Source organism: Vogesella perlucida, assembly GCF_979366545.1.
In genome coordinates this window covers 1-13,954 of sequence record NZ_CEETRO010000020.1, presented here as the reverse complement: position 1 = coordinate 13,954, position 13,954 = coordinate 1, and the positions used below count along the sequence as shown (strand labels likewise).

The window sequence follows — 13,954 nt, the reverse complement described above, 5'->3', positions numbered from 1 at the left end:
GCAAGCTAGCGGAGCGCACTGGGAAGGAGACCGTGGAAATTGCCAGTCTGATAGAGACAATGACAGCCGGTACGAATGATGCATCCAGCCGAATGCAGCAAGCACATAGTCAGATGAGTGAAGGGCTGCAGCTGGTGCAGGCCAGTCTGGACGAGTTGGGGCGTATTCACCAAGAGGCTGACCTTAGCGCAAGTAAGAGCCAAGACACTGCAGCCGCCATGCAGCAGCAGTCGGCTGCCAGCAATGAGGTAGCTGTTAATGTCAGCCGTATTGCATCACTGGCAGAGGACAATGCCGCTATTGTGGATGAGGCAGCCCAACTGGCCAACCAGCTGAAGCAAACTGCTACTACCTTGGTTGGTTATGTTGATCGCTTCAAGCATACATCCAGCTAGCCGCTATCTATCGAATCAACAAAAGCGCACTGTTCGCAGTGCGCTTTTGCTTTTATATAGCACCGTGCTGTTTGCCGATTGTGTCTGTCTTGTCGTTGGAGATGGTGTGTGGTCGTTGTCTCTGGGCTATGCGGATGATTCTTCTTTCAAGGTATCCTGATTAGAAATCTGCCTAGGCATATCTGTGGTCTGTGTGCCATTGATCCAAGCGTTTGCTAGAGCAGCTATTTTAGCCGGACGCCGTGTCGCTGTGTTGTGGTGTCCACAAGTCATGCGGTAATGGCTTGTTGTCATTGGGGCTGTTCCATCGTAATTATCCTAAGTGTTGATGCCTTTTTGTGCGAGGAACCAGTTCTTGAACAGATCCACCGATTCATCCTCATGCTGACTTTCTCTGTAAGCCAGATAGTGCCTTGTTTCCTCAAGCACAACTTCCTCTGCTAGTGGCCGTACCAGACGACCTTCTTCCAGCAGCGGCCTGACTAGATGCTCCCACCCCAGCGCGACGCCATGGCCCGCCAAGGCAAACTGGATCAGCAGGCTGTAATCGTTGGTGTTGAAGTAGCTGCCCGAGTCTCTGGGGCGCGCTTCCAGATCGACATGGTGCATGCCCAGCCATACCTGCCAATCCACGTGTTCGGCCACCTGCGCACGGCCATACGGCCCCAGGTTCAGCAAGTTGCTGTCACGCAGGCCGCCCAGTGTGCCTACCCCTGGGTGGGCTGCCAGATAGGCTGGCGAGCACACCGGGTAGATGCGGTCGTGGAACAAGGGCTTGCTGATATAGCCGTCCCGCACGTGCGACAGCTTGGTAATGAAGATGTCGGGCTGGGTACCGGGCTCCAGGTGCAGGAATTGCTGGGTAGTCACCAGATTCAGGTCGATGTCGGGGTGCTGCACAAAAAAATCCGGCAGATGGTGCTGCATCCATAGTGCAGCAAATGCGGGGGTGCAGCAGAGCGTCAGCGTGCGCTTGGCACCGTTGCCGAAGTCTGTCCGGATGCGGCTGGTGGCTTGCGCAATATTGATGAAAGACATCTGCGCTGCGTCGAACAGCAGGGTGCCGGCATGGGTCAGCTCCACCGAACGGCCCACCCGGTGGAACAGTGGTGTGCCTAGCGCGTCTTCCAGTTCGCGGATCTGGCGGCTGATGGCGGCTTGCGTTACGCAGAGTGTCTCTGCGGCGCGGGTGAAGCTCTGGTAGCGGGCGGCGGCAACAAAGCACTTGATGGCCCGCAGCGATGGCATGCGCAGCAGCATCTGGTCGTGTGGAGTGGGTTTGCTCATAACGTCAGGTTATCAACTCTGTGCAGTAAAGGTCGTTTGTGCCTGGCTAACAGGCTCTCTAGACTCTGTGAATGGCAAAACAATAGCAGAAACAAATTCGGTTACGGTGAATTTGTTTTGGCAAAGCCAATAAAACAAACACAGAGGCAGATATGACTAAAGTAACGTCGCTTCCCGCAGATGATAATGGTTGTGGCTGGTTTCACCTCAGCCCGGCACGTCAGGCCCGCCCCGCACATGCCGGTAAAAAAGATGCCCCCTGGGTTGTGGTTGGTGCTGGTTTTACCGGGCTGGCAGTCGCCCGGCAATTGGCAGTACATTTTCCGGATGATGAAATTGTGCTGATTGAAGCACAAGAGGTGGGTTTTGGTACTTCCGGCCGTAATGCCGGTTTTGCCATTGATTTGCCACACGATATTGGGGCAGAAGATTATATCGGCGATCTAGCTACCGCTAATATCAGCCTGAAGCTGAATCTTACTGGCCAGAATATCTTGCGTGCGCTGGTTGAAAAATACCAGATTGATTGCCAGTTTCGTGCATCCGGTAAATACCAGGCGGCAGTAGAAAATCGTGGCATTGCCGTGCTGGATGCCTACCGCCGTGGTCTAGACAAACTGGGGCAGCCTTACGATGTAATCGAACAGGCTGATATCCCGGCCCACGTCGGAACCCACTTTTATCGCAAGGCGCTGTTTACCCCAGGCACGGTGTTGATCCAGCCGGCCGCGCTGGTCAAAGGGCTGGCCGACCACCTGCCGTCCAATGTCACCCTCTATGAAAACACCCCCATTACCGAGGTGGTGTATGGCGACAAGGTTGTGCTGCATCACGCGGCCGGCCAGATCACGGCCCGCAAGCTGGTGCTGGCCAATAACGCCTTCGGCATGCGTTTTGGTTTTCTGCAGGGCACCATGCTGCCCATCTTTACCTATGGCAGCCTCACCCGCCCGCTGACAGCCGAGGAGCAGGCGCAGCTGGGTGGCAAAGACTTCTGGGGCCTGATTCCGGCCGACCCGTTCGGCACCACCTTGCGTCGTACGCACGATAACCGGCTGCTGGTGCGCAACAGCTTCAGCTTTAATCCGGATGGCCGCAGCCGGCAGAAATACCTCGACCGTTTCGTCAAGCGCCACCGTGCCTCGTTCGAACGCCGTTTTCCGATGCTGCCTGACGTGTCCTTCGACTACACCTGGGGCGGCTCGCTGGCGCTATCCCGCAATCACCAGGGCTTTTTCGGCCAACTGGCCCCCAATGTATACGGTGCCTTGTGCTGTAACGGCCTGGGGGTAACCCGTGGCACCGTAACCGGCACCTTGCTGGCGGACTGGCTGGCCGGGCAGCGTAATGAACTGATTGATTTTCTGCTGGACTCGCCCGGCCCCAATAAAAACCCGCCGCAGCCTTTTTTGTCGATTGGTGTGAATGCCAATTTGATGATGGGGCAATATCGTGCTGGCCGGGAAGGTTAATCAATAAGAACAACCACGACGTTGTCAATGTTGGCCACCAAGGCCGAAAACACACAGGAGACAAAAATGAGAAATGCAACATCCATCGAAGATGTGCCACTAAACGGCTTTCATCAGTTATTAACCATCCGCTCAGGCGGTGGCTGGTTACTGGATGGCTATGTATTAAGTATTATCGGTGTTGCCATGGTGCAAATTGCGGCGGCGCTGAATATGAACAGTTTTTGGCAGGGGATGGTCGCATCCTCGGCTTTGCTGGGTATTTTTGCCGGGGGATTTTTAGGCGGTTCACTCACCAGTAAAATGGGTCGGCAGAGACTCTATTTTGTCGGGCCGGCCATTTTCATTATCAGTTCACTGGTTCAGTTCTTTGCTACCTCTGGTGAAATGCTGTTTATTTGCCGTTTCCTGATCGGTATCGGCGTAGGGTTTGAATACACGGCAGCGGGTGCCTTGCTGGTTGAGTTTCTGCCGCGCCAGTACCGTGGCCCGCGTCTGGCCATGCTCACCATCCTTTGGTTTGCCGGCGCGGCGCTGGCTTACATCATCGGTAATCTGGTGTTGAAGCAAGGCCACCCGGATGCATGGCGCTACGTGCTGGCCAGCCCGGCAGTGATTGGCGTCTTATTGATGCTGGTGCGTATCGGTACGCCGGAATCACCGCGCTGGTTGCTCAGCAAAGGCCGTGTGGCTGAGGCGGACCGCATCATCAAGAAGGTATACGGCCAGACGTTTTCTGTGGCCAACATTCCGGAAGAGGGTGCTGCCAGCAAGATGTCATTTCGTGATCTGCTCAGCGCAGGCTACGGCAAACGCATGCTGTTTGTAGCGGTGTTCTGGAGCTGCTCGGTGATCCCGGTTTTTGCGGTATACGCCTTTGCTCCCAAGGTGTTGCAAGCGCTCAACCTGAACGACGAGTGGGCCGCCTTTGGCTCGGTATTCATCACCCTGCTGTTTGTTGTGGGCTGCGTCATCGCCACCCAGCTGATCAATGTCATTGGCCGCCGTAGCATGGTGATCCACAGCTTCCTGTGGTCCGGCCTGGCTTTGCTGGCGCTGGGGACGTTTGCCCACAGTTCCGAGTTGCTGGTGCTGGGCCTGTTTGGTGCCTACGCAGTCTTTATCGGTGGTGCACAGGTACTACAGCTGGTGTACCCCAATGAGCTGTTCCCGACCGAAATCCGCTCGCTGGCAGTGGGTACCGGCGCATCGCTCTCCCGTATCGGTGCTGCCATCGGTACGTATCTAGTACCTGTCTCGCTACAAGCCTACGGTATCGGCAACACCATGTACGCCGCCGCCGCCGTCACTTTGCTAGGCCTGCTGGTGTCGGTGCTGCTGGCGCCGGAAACCCGCTCTCTTAGCCTGAAAGAGGCCGCATCGCTCGGCCACTGATTCCACATCCCTGATTTCCTGCCGCCCAGGACCGCCCCGTGCGGGTCCTGCGGCCCCGGCATACCCTTTTACGACGGAGAATTCCCCATGAAATTTGAAGGTATCTACACCCCGGCCATTACCCCGTTGGCCGCAGATGGTTCGATCGACTATGCCGCATTTGCCGACGTGCTCGAATTCCTGATCGATGCCAAGGTACACGGCATCATCATCGGGGGCTCCACCGGTGAGTACTACGCCCACAGCACCGAGGAACGCATGGCGCTGGCGGCCAAGGCCAAGGACATCATCGGTAACCGCCTGCCGCTGGTGATCGGCACCGGTGCGGTACGCACCGAAGATGCGGTGGCCTACGCTGCCGCAGCGCGCAGCATCGAAGCCGACGCCATCCTGGTGGGCTCACCGCCGTACGCGCTGCCTACCGAGCAGGAAAACGCGGCCCACGCCCTGGCGGTTGACCGTGCCGCCGGCTTGCCCATCATGCTGTACAACTACCCTGGCCGCATGAGCGTGTCGATGGGCCCCACCTTTTTCCGCACCGTGTTGGCCGCATCGCGCAACTTCGTGGCAATCAAGGAAAGCTCTGGCCAGCCAGGCCAGTTGCACATGCTGGTGCAGTCTTTCCCGCAGCTGGCGGTGTCGTGCGGCTGGGATGACCAGGCGCTAGAATTCTTTGCCTGGGGTGCCCGCAGCTGGGTGTGTGCCGGCTCCAATTTCATCCCGCGCGAGCATGTGGCGTTGTACGAGGCATGCGTGGTGCACAAGGACTTCGACCAGGGCCGACGCATCATGGCGGCCATGCTGCCGCTGATGGACTTCCTGGAGGGGGGCAAGTTTGTCCAGTCGATCAAGCATGGTTGCGAGCTGGCCGGCTTGCGTGCCGGTGGCGTACGCGCGCCGCTGCAGGGGCTGGACGACGTCGAGAAGCAGGCGCTGCAACAAATCGTGCACGCCATCCAGCGTGATGTGGCGGCTATTCTCGGGGAGAACGCGTAATGGCGGCCTTGCTGACCTTGGCGGCGTATACCGAGCGCGCGGCCCAGTTGGCCTTGCCCACGCAAGCCTTCATCGATGGCGCATGCCGTCCCGCGCTGGCGGGGCGTACCTTCGCCACGACTAACCCGGCCACCGGTGCTTTGCTGGCCAATATTGCGGCTTGCGATGCTGACGATGTCAATCTGGCAGTCTCCAGCGCCAAAGCCGCCTTTGACGATGGCCGCTGGCATGGCCTGTCGCCCTCGCAGCGCAAAACCATCCTGCTGCGCTTTGCCGATTTGCTGGAAGCAAACGCAGTGGATCTGGCCATCATGGAAAGCCTGGATAGTGGCAAACCCATCCGTGAGTGCCAGCTGACCGATGTGCCGGAAGCCATCCATACCCTGCGCTGGCACGCCGAGCTGATCGACAAAATCTACGACAGCACAGCCCCGGTGGGCCACGGTGCCATGGCACTGGTGGTACGGGAGGCAATCGGGGTCGTCGGCCTGGTATTGCCATGGAATTTCCCGTTGCTGATGCTGGCCTGGAAAATTGCCCCTTCGTTGGCCGCAGGGTGCTCGATTGTGGTGAAACCGGCCAAGGAAACCACGCTGACGGCGTTGCGGGTAGCCGAGCTGGCGCACGAAGCGGGCGTGCCTTCCGGGGTGTTCAACGTGCTGCCCGGCAGCGGCCGCGAAGTCGGCGAGCCGCTGGGCCGCCATCCCGATGTGACGATGGTGAGTTTTACCGGCTCAACCGAGACTGGCCGCCTGTTCCTGCAATACGCGGCAGAGTCCAACCTGAAGCGCGTGGTACTGGAGTGCGGGGGCAAGAACCCGGCGGTGGTCATGCCGGATGTCGACGATATCGACACCGTGGCCCAACACTTGGTGCAAGGGGCGTTCTGGAACATGGGCGAGAATTGCTCGGCGTCCTCGCGGCTGATTGTCCATGAAAGCATCAAAGATGCGTTGTTGGCACGCATCGGTGTGCACCTGCAGTCGTGGCCCACCGGTAACCCGCTGGACCCGGACAACCGTTTGGGGGCGCTGGTGAGCAAGGCGCATTTCGACAAGGTGTGTACGTATCTGCACCAGGCAGCCGCCGAGCGTCTGCAGGTGGTATATGGTGCGACCACCACCGATGGTGTCTATGTGGCCCCGACGGTGCTGGACGGGGTGGGGCCGGACAGCGTGCTGTTCCGGGAAGAAATCTTCGGGCCAGTACTGGCGGTGTCCACTTTCCGTACCCTCGACGAAGCCATTGCGCTGGCCAACGACTCGGTCTACGGGTTGGCCGCATCGGTGTATACCAGCAACCTGAACCATGCCATCAAGCTGTCACGGGCCATCCGCTGCGGTGTGGTGACTGTGAACTGCTTCGGGGAAGGAGACGTGACGACCCCGTTCGGCGGTTACAAGGAGTCGGGTTTTGGTGGTCGTGACAAATCCGTTTGGGCACACGACCAGTACACCGAGATGAAAACGATCTGGATCGATAGCAGTCAGCCCTGATCGGTCGACACGTTTGCAAGTCAGCCTGGTGGGGGCATGCCTGCTGGGCTGGCTTTTGTTCACCTGTCGCGTGGTGGCCCATTGACTGGCGGGCCACCACGCGATGTTCTTTACCGAGATTGTTTGCATGATTTCCCACCACTCCGCGCTGATTGTGGCGCACATCGCTGCCGTACTGTTTGGCCTGACTGGCGTCCTCGGGGCGCTGATTCATACCGATGCGCAAGCCATCACGTTTGGCCGTGCCGCGTTTGCCGTGGTATCGCTGGCCTTGTTTGCCGTGCTGCGCCGCGAGCTACCCTGGCAAGGTGTTGATCGCCGCCGTGCCGCTGTACTGGTGCTGACCGGCGTGTTGCTGACCTCGCACTGGGTCACTTTTTTTGTGGCCATCAAAGTTGGCGGGGTGGCGGTGGCCACGCTGGGTTTTGCCAGCTTTCCTGCTTTCATTGCGGTGCTGGATGTGCTGTGGTTCCGGGAACGTATTGGCTTGCGCGAACGTACCATGCTATCGCTAGTGACGTTGGGGCTGATTCTGGTGACGCCCTCGTTCGATTTTGGCGATCACGGCACTATCGGTTTGTTGTGGGGGTTGGCGTCGGGCCTGTCTTTTGCCCTGCTGGCTATGGCCAATGGCCGTGGTACCCGTGGCATGCCGGCTGGGCAGGTGGCGCTGTGGCAGAACGTCACCGTGGCGATGGTGATGGCCCCGTTTGCATTGGGAACCTTGCCCGCTTTGCAGCCGATCGACTGGTGGTATCTGGCTGTGTTGGGTGTCGTGTGTACCGGCTTGTCCCAGTTTCTGTTTGTTAAAAGTCTGGAAGGCCTTAATGCCCGTAGTGCTGGCATGATCATCGCGCTGGAACCGGTCTACGCCATCGCGTGTGCCTGGTGGCTCTTTGGTGAGCAGCCTTCGCTGCGGATGTTGCTGGGAGCGGCGCTGATCATCTTCGCCATTGTTCTATCTTCTAGGAGTAAGTCTGAAACGCACTGACCTGCATGTCTGATGGAGTGATCAGCACAGTCAAGTTGCTACAATTTCATCTGCTCTGTGCCTGACTCAAACCTGCTGCCATGCCTACTCGCATGGCAATATGCTGTTTTGGTCATAGCGAGTAAGTGATCGACAACAAGCAGTAGTCACCATTTAAACCAAGAGCAACATGATTTCCGGGTTGCCTTGGTGCTGGTGAACTGGGTGTGGCTTTCTTATAGTGGCAGCGTCAAACCTACCTTGTCACGGCTCATCGCCACAAGAGTCTTGAAGCGTTTCACATTGGGATTGCCAAAAAACAGCGAACGCGTCATCTCGTTGTACTGTTCCATGTGTTGCACCACAAAAACCAGTACGAAGTCCCATTCACCAGCGGTGTAGTAACACTGCTGTACATGCGTGCAGGCTGTAAATGTGCGACGGGTTGCATCCAACTGATCAATTTGTTCACTCTCCACTTCTACTGTCGCAATGATTGTCAGCCCGTATCCCACCGCATCAGGGGCGATGACGGCTGCATAGCGTTCAATAATGCCTTCTTCTGCTAGTCGCTTTAGGCGGCGGTTCACAGCCGCAGTCGAAAGATTTACAGCTTCGCCAAGCTCATTCTGAGGTGTGCGTGCATCTTGCTGGACTGCTGCCAGCAGTTTCAGATCGTAATTATCCAGTTGGTTATTCATCTTTTGATTCCATTCGCAGCATGGTGATAAGCAGTCGCAATTTTTTTGCGATCCTGGTGTCATTATCAATAAAAAATCACATGTGTTGCGGAATATTATTTCTACATGGCCAGCGCTTATGTTGGCTCTCTGGAGACAAAATATGCCCTTCACCCCACAGATAGAGTCACTGTCCCTTGATGGCGAGACGTTACTTCGCCAGGTTCAGGCACTTGGCGAGATTGGTGCTGAGCCCGAGTTCGCTGGCCGCACTCGTATTGCATTTACAGATGCCGAGAAAGCAGGGCGGGACCAATTGGTACGCTGGATGCAGGAGTTGGATCTACTGGTGCAGGTAGACCAAATAGGCAATATCTTTGGCACACTGCCGGCGGCTGGTGGATCTTTCGATGCTCGCCCCCTGATGATGGGCTCACATATCGATACAGTGAAGAATGCTGGGGCCTTGGATGGTTGCTACGGTGTTCTGGCAGGTCTGGCGGTAGTGCGTGCTTTTCGTCAAGCAGGTGTAATGCCACCACGTCCCATCACAATTGCTGCTTTTAGCAATGAGGAAGGCGTCCGTTACCAGCCCGACATGATGGGTTCTCTAGCTCACGCTGGCGGTTTGCCACTACAGGTAGCGCTAGACACTATCGGTACCGACGGCACACGCCTGGGCGACGAGTTGCTGCGCATCGGCTACGCCGGCCAGCTGGCCATAGGCAGCATCGTGCCGTACGAATATCTCGAGCTGCATATCGAACAAGGCCCCGTACTGGAGGCCGACGGTGTGCAGATCGGTGCCGTAGCCAATCTGCAGGGTATCTCTTGGCAGCAACTGACTATCCAGGGCAAGGCTAACCATGCCGGCACAACGCCGATGCACCTGCGCCATGATGCAGGCTGCGCTGCGGCTGCGATTGTCACCTTTGTACGCCAGCTGGCTCAGGAAGCGGGCAGCACACTTGCCACTGTAGGTTCACTGCACTTCGAGCCCGATCTGATCAATGTCATTCCACGCAAAGCTGTACTGACTATCGACCTGCGTGACCCTGATGAAAGCCGCCTGCAAGCGGCCGAATTGGCGCTTCGCGATTATCTTGACACGCTAGCACAGCAGGAGCAGGTCCGTATTCACAGTGAGCAGCTTGTCCGTTTTCAACCTGTGCAGTTTGCAGCGCATTTGGTTGCAGAAGTCGAGCATGCCGCTGCCAATCGTGGTCTGAGTTGTCGACGGATGACCTCTGGTGCGGGGCATGATGCGCAGATGATTGCCCGTATGGCACCAGCTGCGATGATTTTTGTGCCTAGCCATGGTGGTATCAGTCACAACCCGCGTGAGCATACCGACGATGCTCAATTACTCCAGGGCGCACAGGTGTTACTCGATGTTGTGCTCAAACGCTTGTCCGCCTGAATAAATTAACTTCCACCGTTTCCCTGGAGATTCAACATATGCTCATTCACAATCCACATGCTAACCATGGTACGTATCCCGACGCGTTACAAACCATTCTATCGATGCGTGCTGCCGACGAAAGTCGACGCTGGCTTGCGCCGTGGCAGCGCCTGAGTCGTCAGCCGACACCGCTTTGGCTGTTGCCTGATTTGGCAGCGCAATTAGGTGTGGCGCAACTAGCAGTGAAAGATGAATCCTTCCGTTCGGAGCTAGGTAGCTTCAAGGCACTGGGTGCACCTGCGGCATTGATTCGCCTGTTGGCACGATTGGATCCTACGCTGAATCCTGCACGCTTGCTAACTGGTGATAATGATGGCCAAGTCAGCGATATAACGGTGATCAGTGCTACGGATGGCAATCATGGCCGTGCATTAGCTGCTGCCGCCCAAACGGTGGGTTGTCAGTGTGTCATTGTGCTGCATGCGCAAGTCAGTATGGAGCGAGAGAGCGCCATCGCTGCATATGGTGCACATATTGTGCGTATCAGTGGCAACTATGATGAGTCAGTTGCCGAAGCTGCAAAGTTGGCCGCAGAAAATGGCTGGCATGTGGTTTCAGATACGTCTTATGAAGGGTATGAAGAGATCCCTCGTGATGTGATGCAGGGCTACGGCACCATTGTTGCCGAGATTATTGAGCAACTTGACTCAGACCAGTCCAAGCCGTTCACCCATGTACTGTTACAGGGAGGGGTTGGTGGCATGGCGGCAGGACTAGCCAGCTACTTGTGGGAGTATTACGGTAGCAACCGCCCACACTTTATTGTTGTAGAGCCAGAGCAGGCAGACTGCTTGTATCAAAGTGTGCTGCAGGGCCATGCAGCGCGTGCTACCGGTTCGGTAGATTCAGTCATGGCGGGTCTTGCTTGTGGTGAAACCTCTCCACTGGCATGGCGAGTTCTGGAGCAGGCGATCGATAGCTTTATTACAATCCGCGATGACGATGCAATACATGCCATGAGAACGTTGGCCGCAGGTTCGCTACGGGATGTGCCTATTGTTTCCGGTGAGTCTGGTGCGGCCGGTTTGGCAGGTCTACAGGCACTGGCAGCCGATCCAGGCTTATTTACTGCAGTCGGTTTGAACAGTCAGTCACGTGTGCTGGTCGTCAATACCGAAGGCGCTACGGCACCCGGCGTGTACGAGAGACTAGTCGGCGAGGCTGCCCATGATGTCGCTCTGCGGCTAGCACGCTGGATAGCTGACCATGCACATGAAGACACTAAACAGGGGAAGCGCTATGTCTGAGTCTGAACGACAGCTGTTAGGGCAGTTGACGGCTTGGCGCCATCATTTGCACCAGTACCCTGAAACTGGCTTCGAGGAAGTAGATACAGCTGCTTTTGTGGCTGAGAGGCTTAGAGAAATGGGGCTGGAAGTGCATACAGGCATTGGCGGCACCGGGATCGTCGCCAATCTTCGCTGTGGTGACGGAGAGGGGGTCATCGGTCTACGTGCGGACATGGACGCGCTACACATCCAAGAGAACGCACCTGCGCGAACTTATGCTTCCTGCACCGCAGGCAAAATGCATGCGTGCGGTCATGATGGTCATATGGCCATGGTGCTGGGGGCTGCCAAACTCTTGAGTGAAAGCCGTAACTTTAACGGAACTGTCCGCTTTATCTTCCAGCCAGCAGAGGAGCATGGTTGTGGTGCCAAAGCGATGATGCGTGATGGGTTGTTTGAACGTTTTCCCGTCGACGCAATCTTTGGCGCACACAATATGCCAGGTATGTCTGCTGGCAGCTTCGCTACCCGAGCAGGCGGCATTATGGCCAGCGAAGATAATTTTGTTATTCGCATCTGCGGTCGCGGCACGCATGCGGCACGGCCACATATGGGTGTTGACCCACTGGTTATCGGTGCAGAAATTGTATTGGCACTACAGACGGTCGTATCGCGCAACGTCGATCCCAGTCAGTCGGCCGTGGTGTCCTGCACAGAGTTCGTCACCGACGGTTTGCGCAACGTGATTCCATCCGAGGTTGTCATCAAAGGTGATACGCGCAGTTACAGCCCGGCAATACAGACACTACTCGCTGATCGGATGCGGATGTTAGCTGAGGGAATTTGCCATGCCCACGGTGCCCGTTGTGAATTCAGCTACACCCATGAATTCGCGCCGACCGTGAACTCACCCGAGTACGTGGCGTTGGCGGTGGCTGCGGCGAAGACGGTCAGTCTGCAGGTGGACGACAATGTGACGCCCATGATGATTTCCGAGGACTTTGGGGCTTTTTTGCAGCATGTGCCTGGCAACTTTGTGTTTATTGGGAATGGCTCTGCTAGTGAGGCAGGAGCCACGCCGCTGCACAATTCAGGCTATGACTTCAATGATGGTATTTTGACTACGGGTGCCCGCTATTTTGCCGCTCTGGCCAAGTTAGCATTACCTCAGACCGGTCCGGGACGCGCTGAACAATTCAGCCGACAGTAACTACAGTAGCTTCACGTCCAAGCCTGAGGCCTGCAGACAGAGCCATCAGGCTTTATTCATCTTCACAATCAGTCCTATTGTGTTGAAGCCTAGCAATACCCGTTCTTAAGCAATTTCAAGCACATATACCTTCTATGAGTTCAAACCACAGGAGGTTATATGTCGCATCTTGTTGAAACCATGGCGTATGTTGGTGCTACCCCTTGGCATGGCCTGGGTAACCAGTTGACCGAACAACAGCCGATTGATGTCTGGCTGCACGAAGCTGGTATGAACTGGACCATCGAGCAAAGCGATGTGCTGTTCAATGTCTCGCAGGACGGCATGCATATCCGTATGCATCGTGATGCCAAAGTATTATACCGTTCGGATACGCTGGCGCCGCTATCCGTGGTATCGCCGCGCTACAAAGTGGTTCAGCCGCACGAAGTTCTGCATTTCTACAACGACCTGGTACATGCAGGTGGCTTCGAGCTGGAAACGGCAGGGGTGCTGAAGGGTGGTAAAAAGTTGTGGGCCTTGGCCAGAACCGGGCAAGAAACACTGGTGCGCAGTGGCGATAAGGTGAAAGCCTATTTGCTGTTGGCTACCAGCTGCGATGGCACGCTGTGCACCACGGCACAGTTCACCTCGGTACGCGTGGTGTGCAATAACACGCTGCAGATCGCAGTAGGGGACAGCCAGGGGGCGGTCAAGGTGCCGCACTCTACGGTGTTTGACCCGCGTTCGGTCAAAGACGCACTCGGTATTGGTTTGTCTGGCTGGGAGGCGTTTATGGCCAATATCCGCCAACTCAGCAAACGCACGGTGTCACCAGAAGAAGCCAGGGCTTTCTTTGCCGAGGTGCTGGACGAGCCACTGTTACCGCAGCAGGAAGACCCGGCCTTATCACGAGCCATGCAGCAGCTCACCATGCTGTATAGCGGTGCTGGCATGGGTTCGATGTTGACCGGTACCCGTGGCACCGCCTGGGGGCTGGTGAATGCGGTTACCGAATACGTCGATCATCGCCGCCGTGCGCGTAATCAAGACTACCGTCTGGATTCGGCCTGGTTTGGCCAAGGTGCCCAACTCAAGCAAAAGGCGCTGGATAAAGCCCTGGTGCTGCTGGACTGAGCACACCCCGTTCTGATCTCTCTTTACCCCATCTGTCTGCTGCGCTCGCGCGTGCGGGCGTGGTGGCGGCTAAGGAGCTTGCCATGTCCCATCTCGCTGTCTTTCCTAAAACCCTGCGCATCCAGCAACTGAACGACGCCCTGCGTACCCAGTTTGTCGGTGGCCAGGTGCTGCTCACTGCCGGCTTTCAAACCCTGCCCGATGAGCAGCAAGCCGCCTTGTTGCTCGCCATCCGCGATTTCAACG

12 protein-coding genes are annotated in these 13,954 nt (G+C 56.7%); 10 read left to right on the top strand and 2 right to left on the bottom strand.

Translation table 11 applies throughout. The features are described from left to right. The coding region (locus ACZ9XP_RS17630; protein ID WP_465188926.1) for a methyl-accepting chemotaxis protein at positions 1-395 on the top strand (395 nt) is incomplete at its 5' end. Between the two features lie 318 nt (positions 396-713). Here ACZ9XP_RS17630 and ACZ9XP_RS17625 read toward each other — a convergent pair. After that, a complete protein-coding gene (locus ACZ9XP_RS17625; protein ID WP_465188925.1) occupies positions 714-1,682 on the bottom strand; it encodes a LysR substrate-binding domain-containing protein in 969 nt (322 codons plus the stop codon). 152 nt (positions 1,683-1,834) lie between these two features. Here ACZ9XP_RS17625 and ACZ9XP_RS17620 point away from each other — a divergent pair, with 152 nt between their 5' ends. The 5 genes from ACZ9XP_RS17620 (at position 1,835) to ACZ9XP_RS17600 (ending at position 8,032) form a co-directional block, all read left to right on the top strand. Beyond that, a complete protein-coding gene (locus tag ACZ9XP_RS17620; RefSeq protein ID WP_465188924.1) occupies positions 1,835-3,154 on the top strand; it encodes an NAD(P)/FAD-dependent oxidoreductase in 1,320 nt (439 codons plus the stop codon). A 27-nt stretch (positions 3,155-3,181) separates the two neighbouring features. After that, a complete protein-coding gene (locus ACZ9XP_RS17615) occupies positions 3,182-4,549 on the top strand; it encodes an MFS transporter (RefSeq protein ID WP_465188923.1) in 1,368 nt (455 codons plus the stop codon). Positions 4,550-4,636: 87 nt separating this feature from the next. Further along, the gene (locus ACZ9XP_RS17610; RefSeq protein ID WP_465188922.1) at positions 4,637-5,545 is read left to right on the top strand and encodes a dihydrodipicolinate synthase family protein; all 909 of its coding nucleotides are present in this window, start codon (positions 4,637-4,639) and stop codon (positions 5,543-5,545) included. Next, the gene (locus ACZ9XP_RS17605) at positions 5,545-7,041 is read left to right on the top strand and encodes an aldehyde dehydrogenase (protein WP_465188921.1); all 1,497 of its coding nucleotides are present in this window, start codon (positions 5,545-5,547) and stop codon (positions 7,039-7,041) included. The genes ACZ9XP_RS17610 and ACZ9XP_RS17605 overlap by 1 nt, the downstream gene beginning before the upstream one ends. A gap of 127 nt (positions 7,042-7,168) precedes the next feature. Further along, positions 7,169-8,032: a DMT family transporter gene (locus tag ACZ9XP_RS17600; RefSeq protein WP_465188920.1), complete on the top strand. Its 864-nt coding sequence runs from the start codon at positions 7,169-7,171 to the stop codon at positions 8,030-8,032. 215 nt (positions 8,033-8,247) lie between these two features. Here the strand turns inward: ACZ9XP_RS17600 and ACZ9XP_RS17595 are convergent, their stop codons facing one another. Further along, a complete protein-coding gene (locus tag ACZ9XP_RS17595; RefSeq protein ID WP_465188919.1) occupies positions 8,248-8,712 on the bottom strand; it encodes an Lrp/AsnC family transcriptional regulator in 465 nt (154 codons plus the stop codon). A gap of 142 nt (positions 8,713-8,854) precedes the next feature. On the opposite strand from ACZ9XP_RS17595, the gene ACZ9XP_RS17590 reads away from it, so the two are divergent. From ACZ9XP_RS17590 to ACZ9XP_RS17575, 4 genes are all read left to right on the top strand, one after another. Next, the gene (locus tag ACZ9XP_RS17590; protein ID WP_465188918.1) at positions 8,855-10,111 is read left to right on the top strand and encodes an allantoate amidohydrolase; all 1,257 of its coding nucleotides are present in this window, start codon (positions 8,855-8,857) and stop codon (positions 10,109-10,111) included. A gap of 38 nt (positions 10,112-10,149) precedes the next feature. Then, complete coding sequence (locus ACZ9XP_RS17585) at positions 10,150-11,400, top strand: diaminopropionate ammonia-lyase (RefSeq protein ID WP_465188917.1); 1,251 nt, start codon at positions 10,150-10,152, stop codon at positions 11,398-11,400. Beyond that, positions 11,393-12,592, top strand: a complete 1,200-nt coding sequence (locus ACZ9XP_RS17580) for a M20 aminoacylase family protein (protein ID WP_465188916.1) — start codon at positions 11,393-11,395, stop codon at positions 12,590-12,592. The genes ACZ9XP_RS17585 and ACZ9XP_RS17580 overlap by 8 nt, the downstream gene beginning before the upstream one ends. 159 nt (positions 12,593-12,751) lie before the next feature. Further along, the gene (locus ACZ9XP_RS17575) at positions 12,752-13,708 is read left to right on the top strand and encodes a DUF932 domain-containing protein (protein WP_465188915.1); all 957 of its coding nucleotides are present in this window, start codon (positions 12,752-12,754) and stop codon (positions 13,706-13,708) included. The last annotated feature ends 246 nt before the right edge of the window (positions 13,709-13,954 follow it).

Bases quoted from the DNA above. Each gene is read 5' to 3' on its own strand.
- ACZ9XP_RS17575 (WP_465188915.1), top strand. From the start codon at position 12,752: ATGTCGCATCTTGTTGAAACCATGGCGTATGTTGGTGCTACCCCTTGG.
- ACZ9XP_RS17585 (WP_465188917.1), top strand. From the start codon at position 10,150: ATGCTCATTCACAATCCACATGCTAACCATGGTACGTATCCCGACGCG.
- ACZ9XP_RS17605 (WP_465188921.1), top strand. From the start codon at position 5,545: ATGGCGGCCTTGCTGACCTTGGCGGCGTATACCGAGCGCGCGGCCCAG.
- ACZ9XP_RS17620 (WP_465188924.1), top strand. From the start codon at position 1,835: ATGACTAAAGTAACGTCGCTTCCCGCAGATGATAATGGTTGTGGCTGG.
- ACZ9XP_RS17625 (WP_465188925.1), bottom strand. From the start codon at position 1,682: ATGAGCAAACCCACTCCACACGACCAGATGCTGCTGCGCATGCCATCG.
- ACZ9XP_RS17595 (WP_465188919.1), bottom strand. From the start codon at position 8,712: ATGAATAACCAACTGGATAATTACGATCTGAAACTGCTGGCAGCAGTC.
- ACZ9XP_RS17590 (WP_465188918.1), top strand. From the start codon at position 8,855: ATGCCCTTCACCCCACAGATAGAGTCACTGTCCCTTGATGGCGAGACG.
- ACZ9XP_RS17615 (WP_465188923.1), top strand. From the start codon at position 3,182: ATGTTGGCCACCAAGGCCGAAAACACACAGGAGACAAAAATGAGAAAT.
- ACZ9XP_RS17600 (WP_465188920.1), top strand. From the start codon at position 7,169: ATGATTTCCCACCACTCCGCGCTGATTGTGGCGCACATCGCTGCCGTA.
- ACZ9XP_RS17580 (WP_465188916.1), top strand. From the start codon at position 11,393: ATGTCTGAGTCTGAACGACAGCTGTTAGGGCAGTTGACGGCTTGGCGC.
- ACZ9XP_RS17610 (WP_465188922.1), top strand. From the start codon at position 4,637: ATGAAATTTGAAGGTATCTACACCCCGGCCATTACCCCGTTGGCCGCA.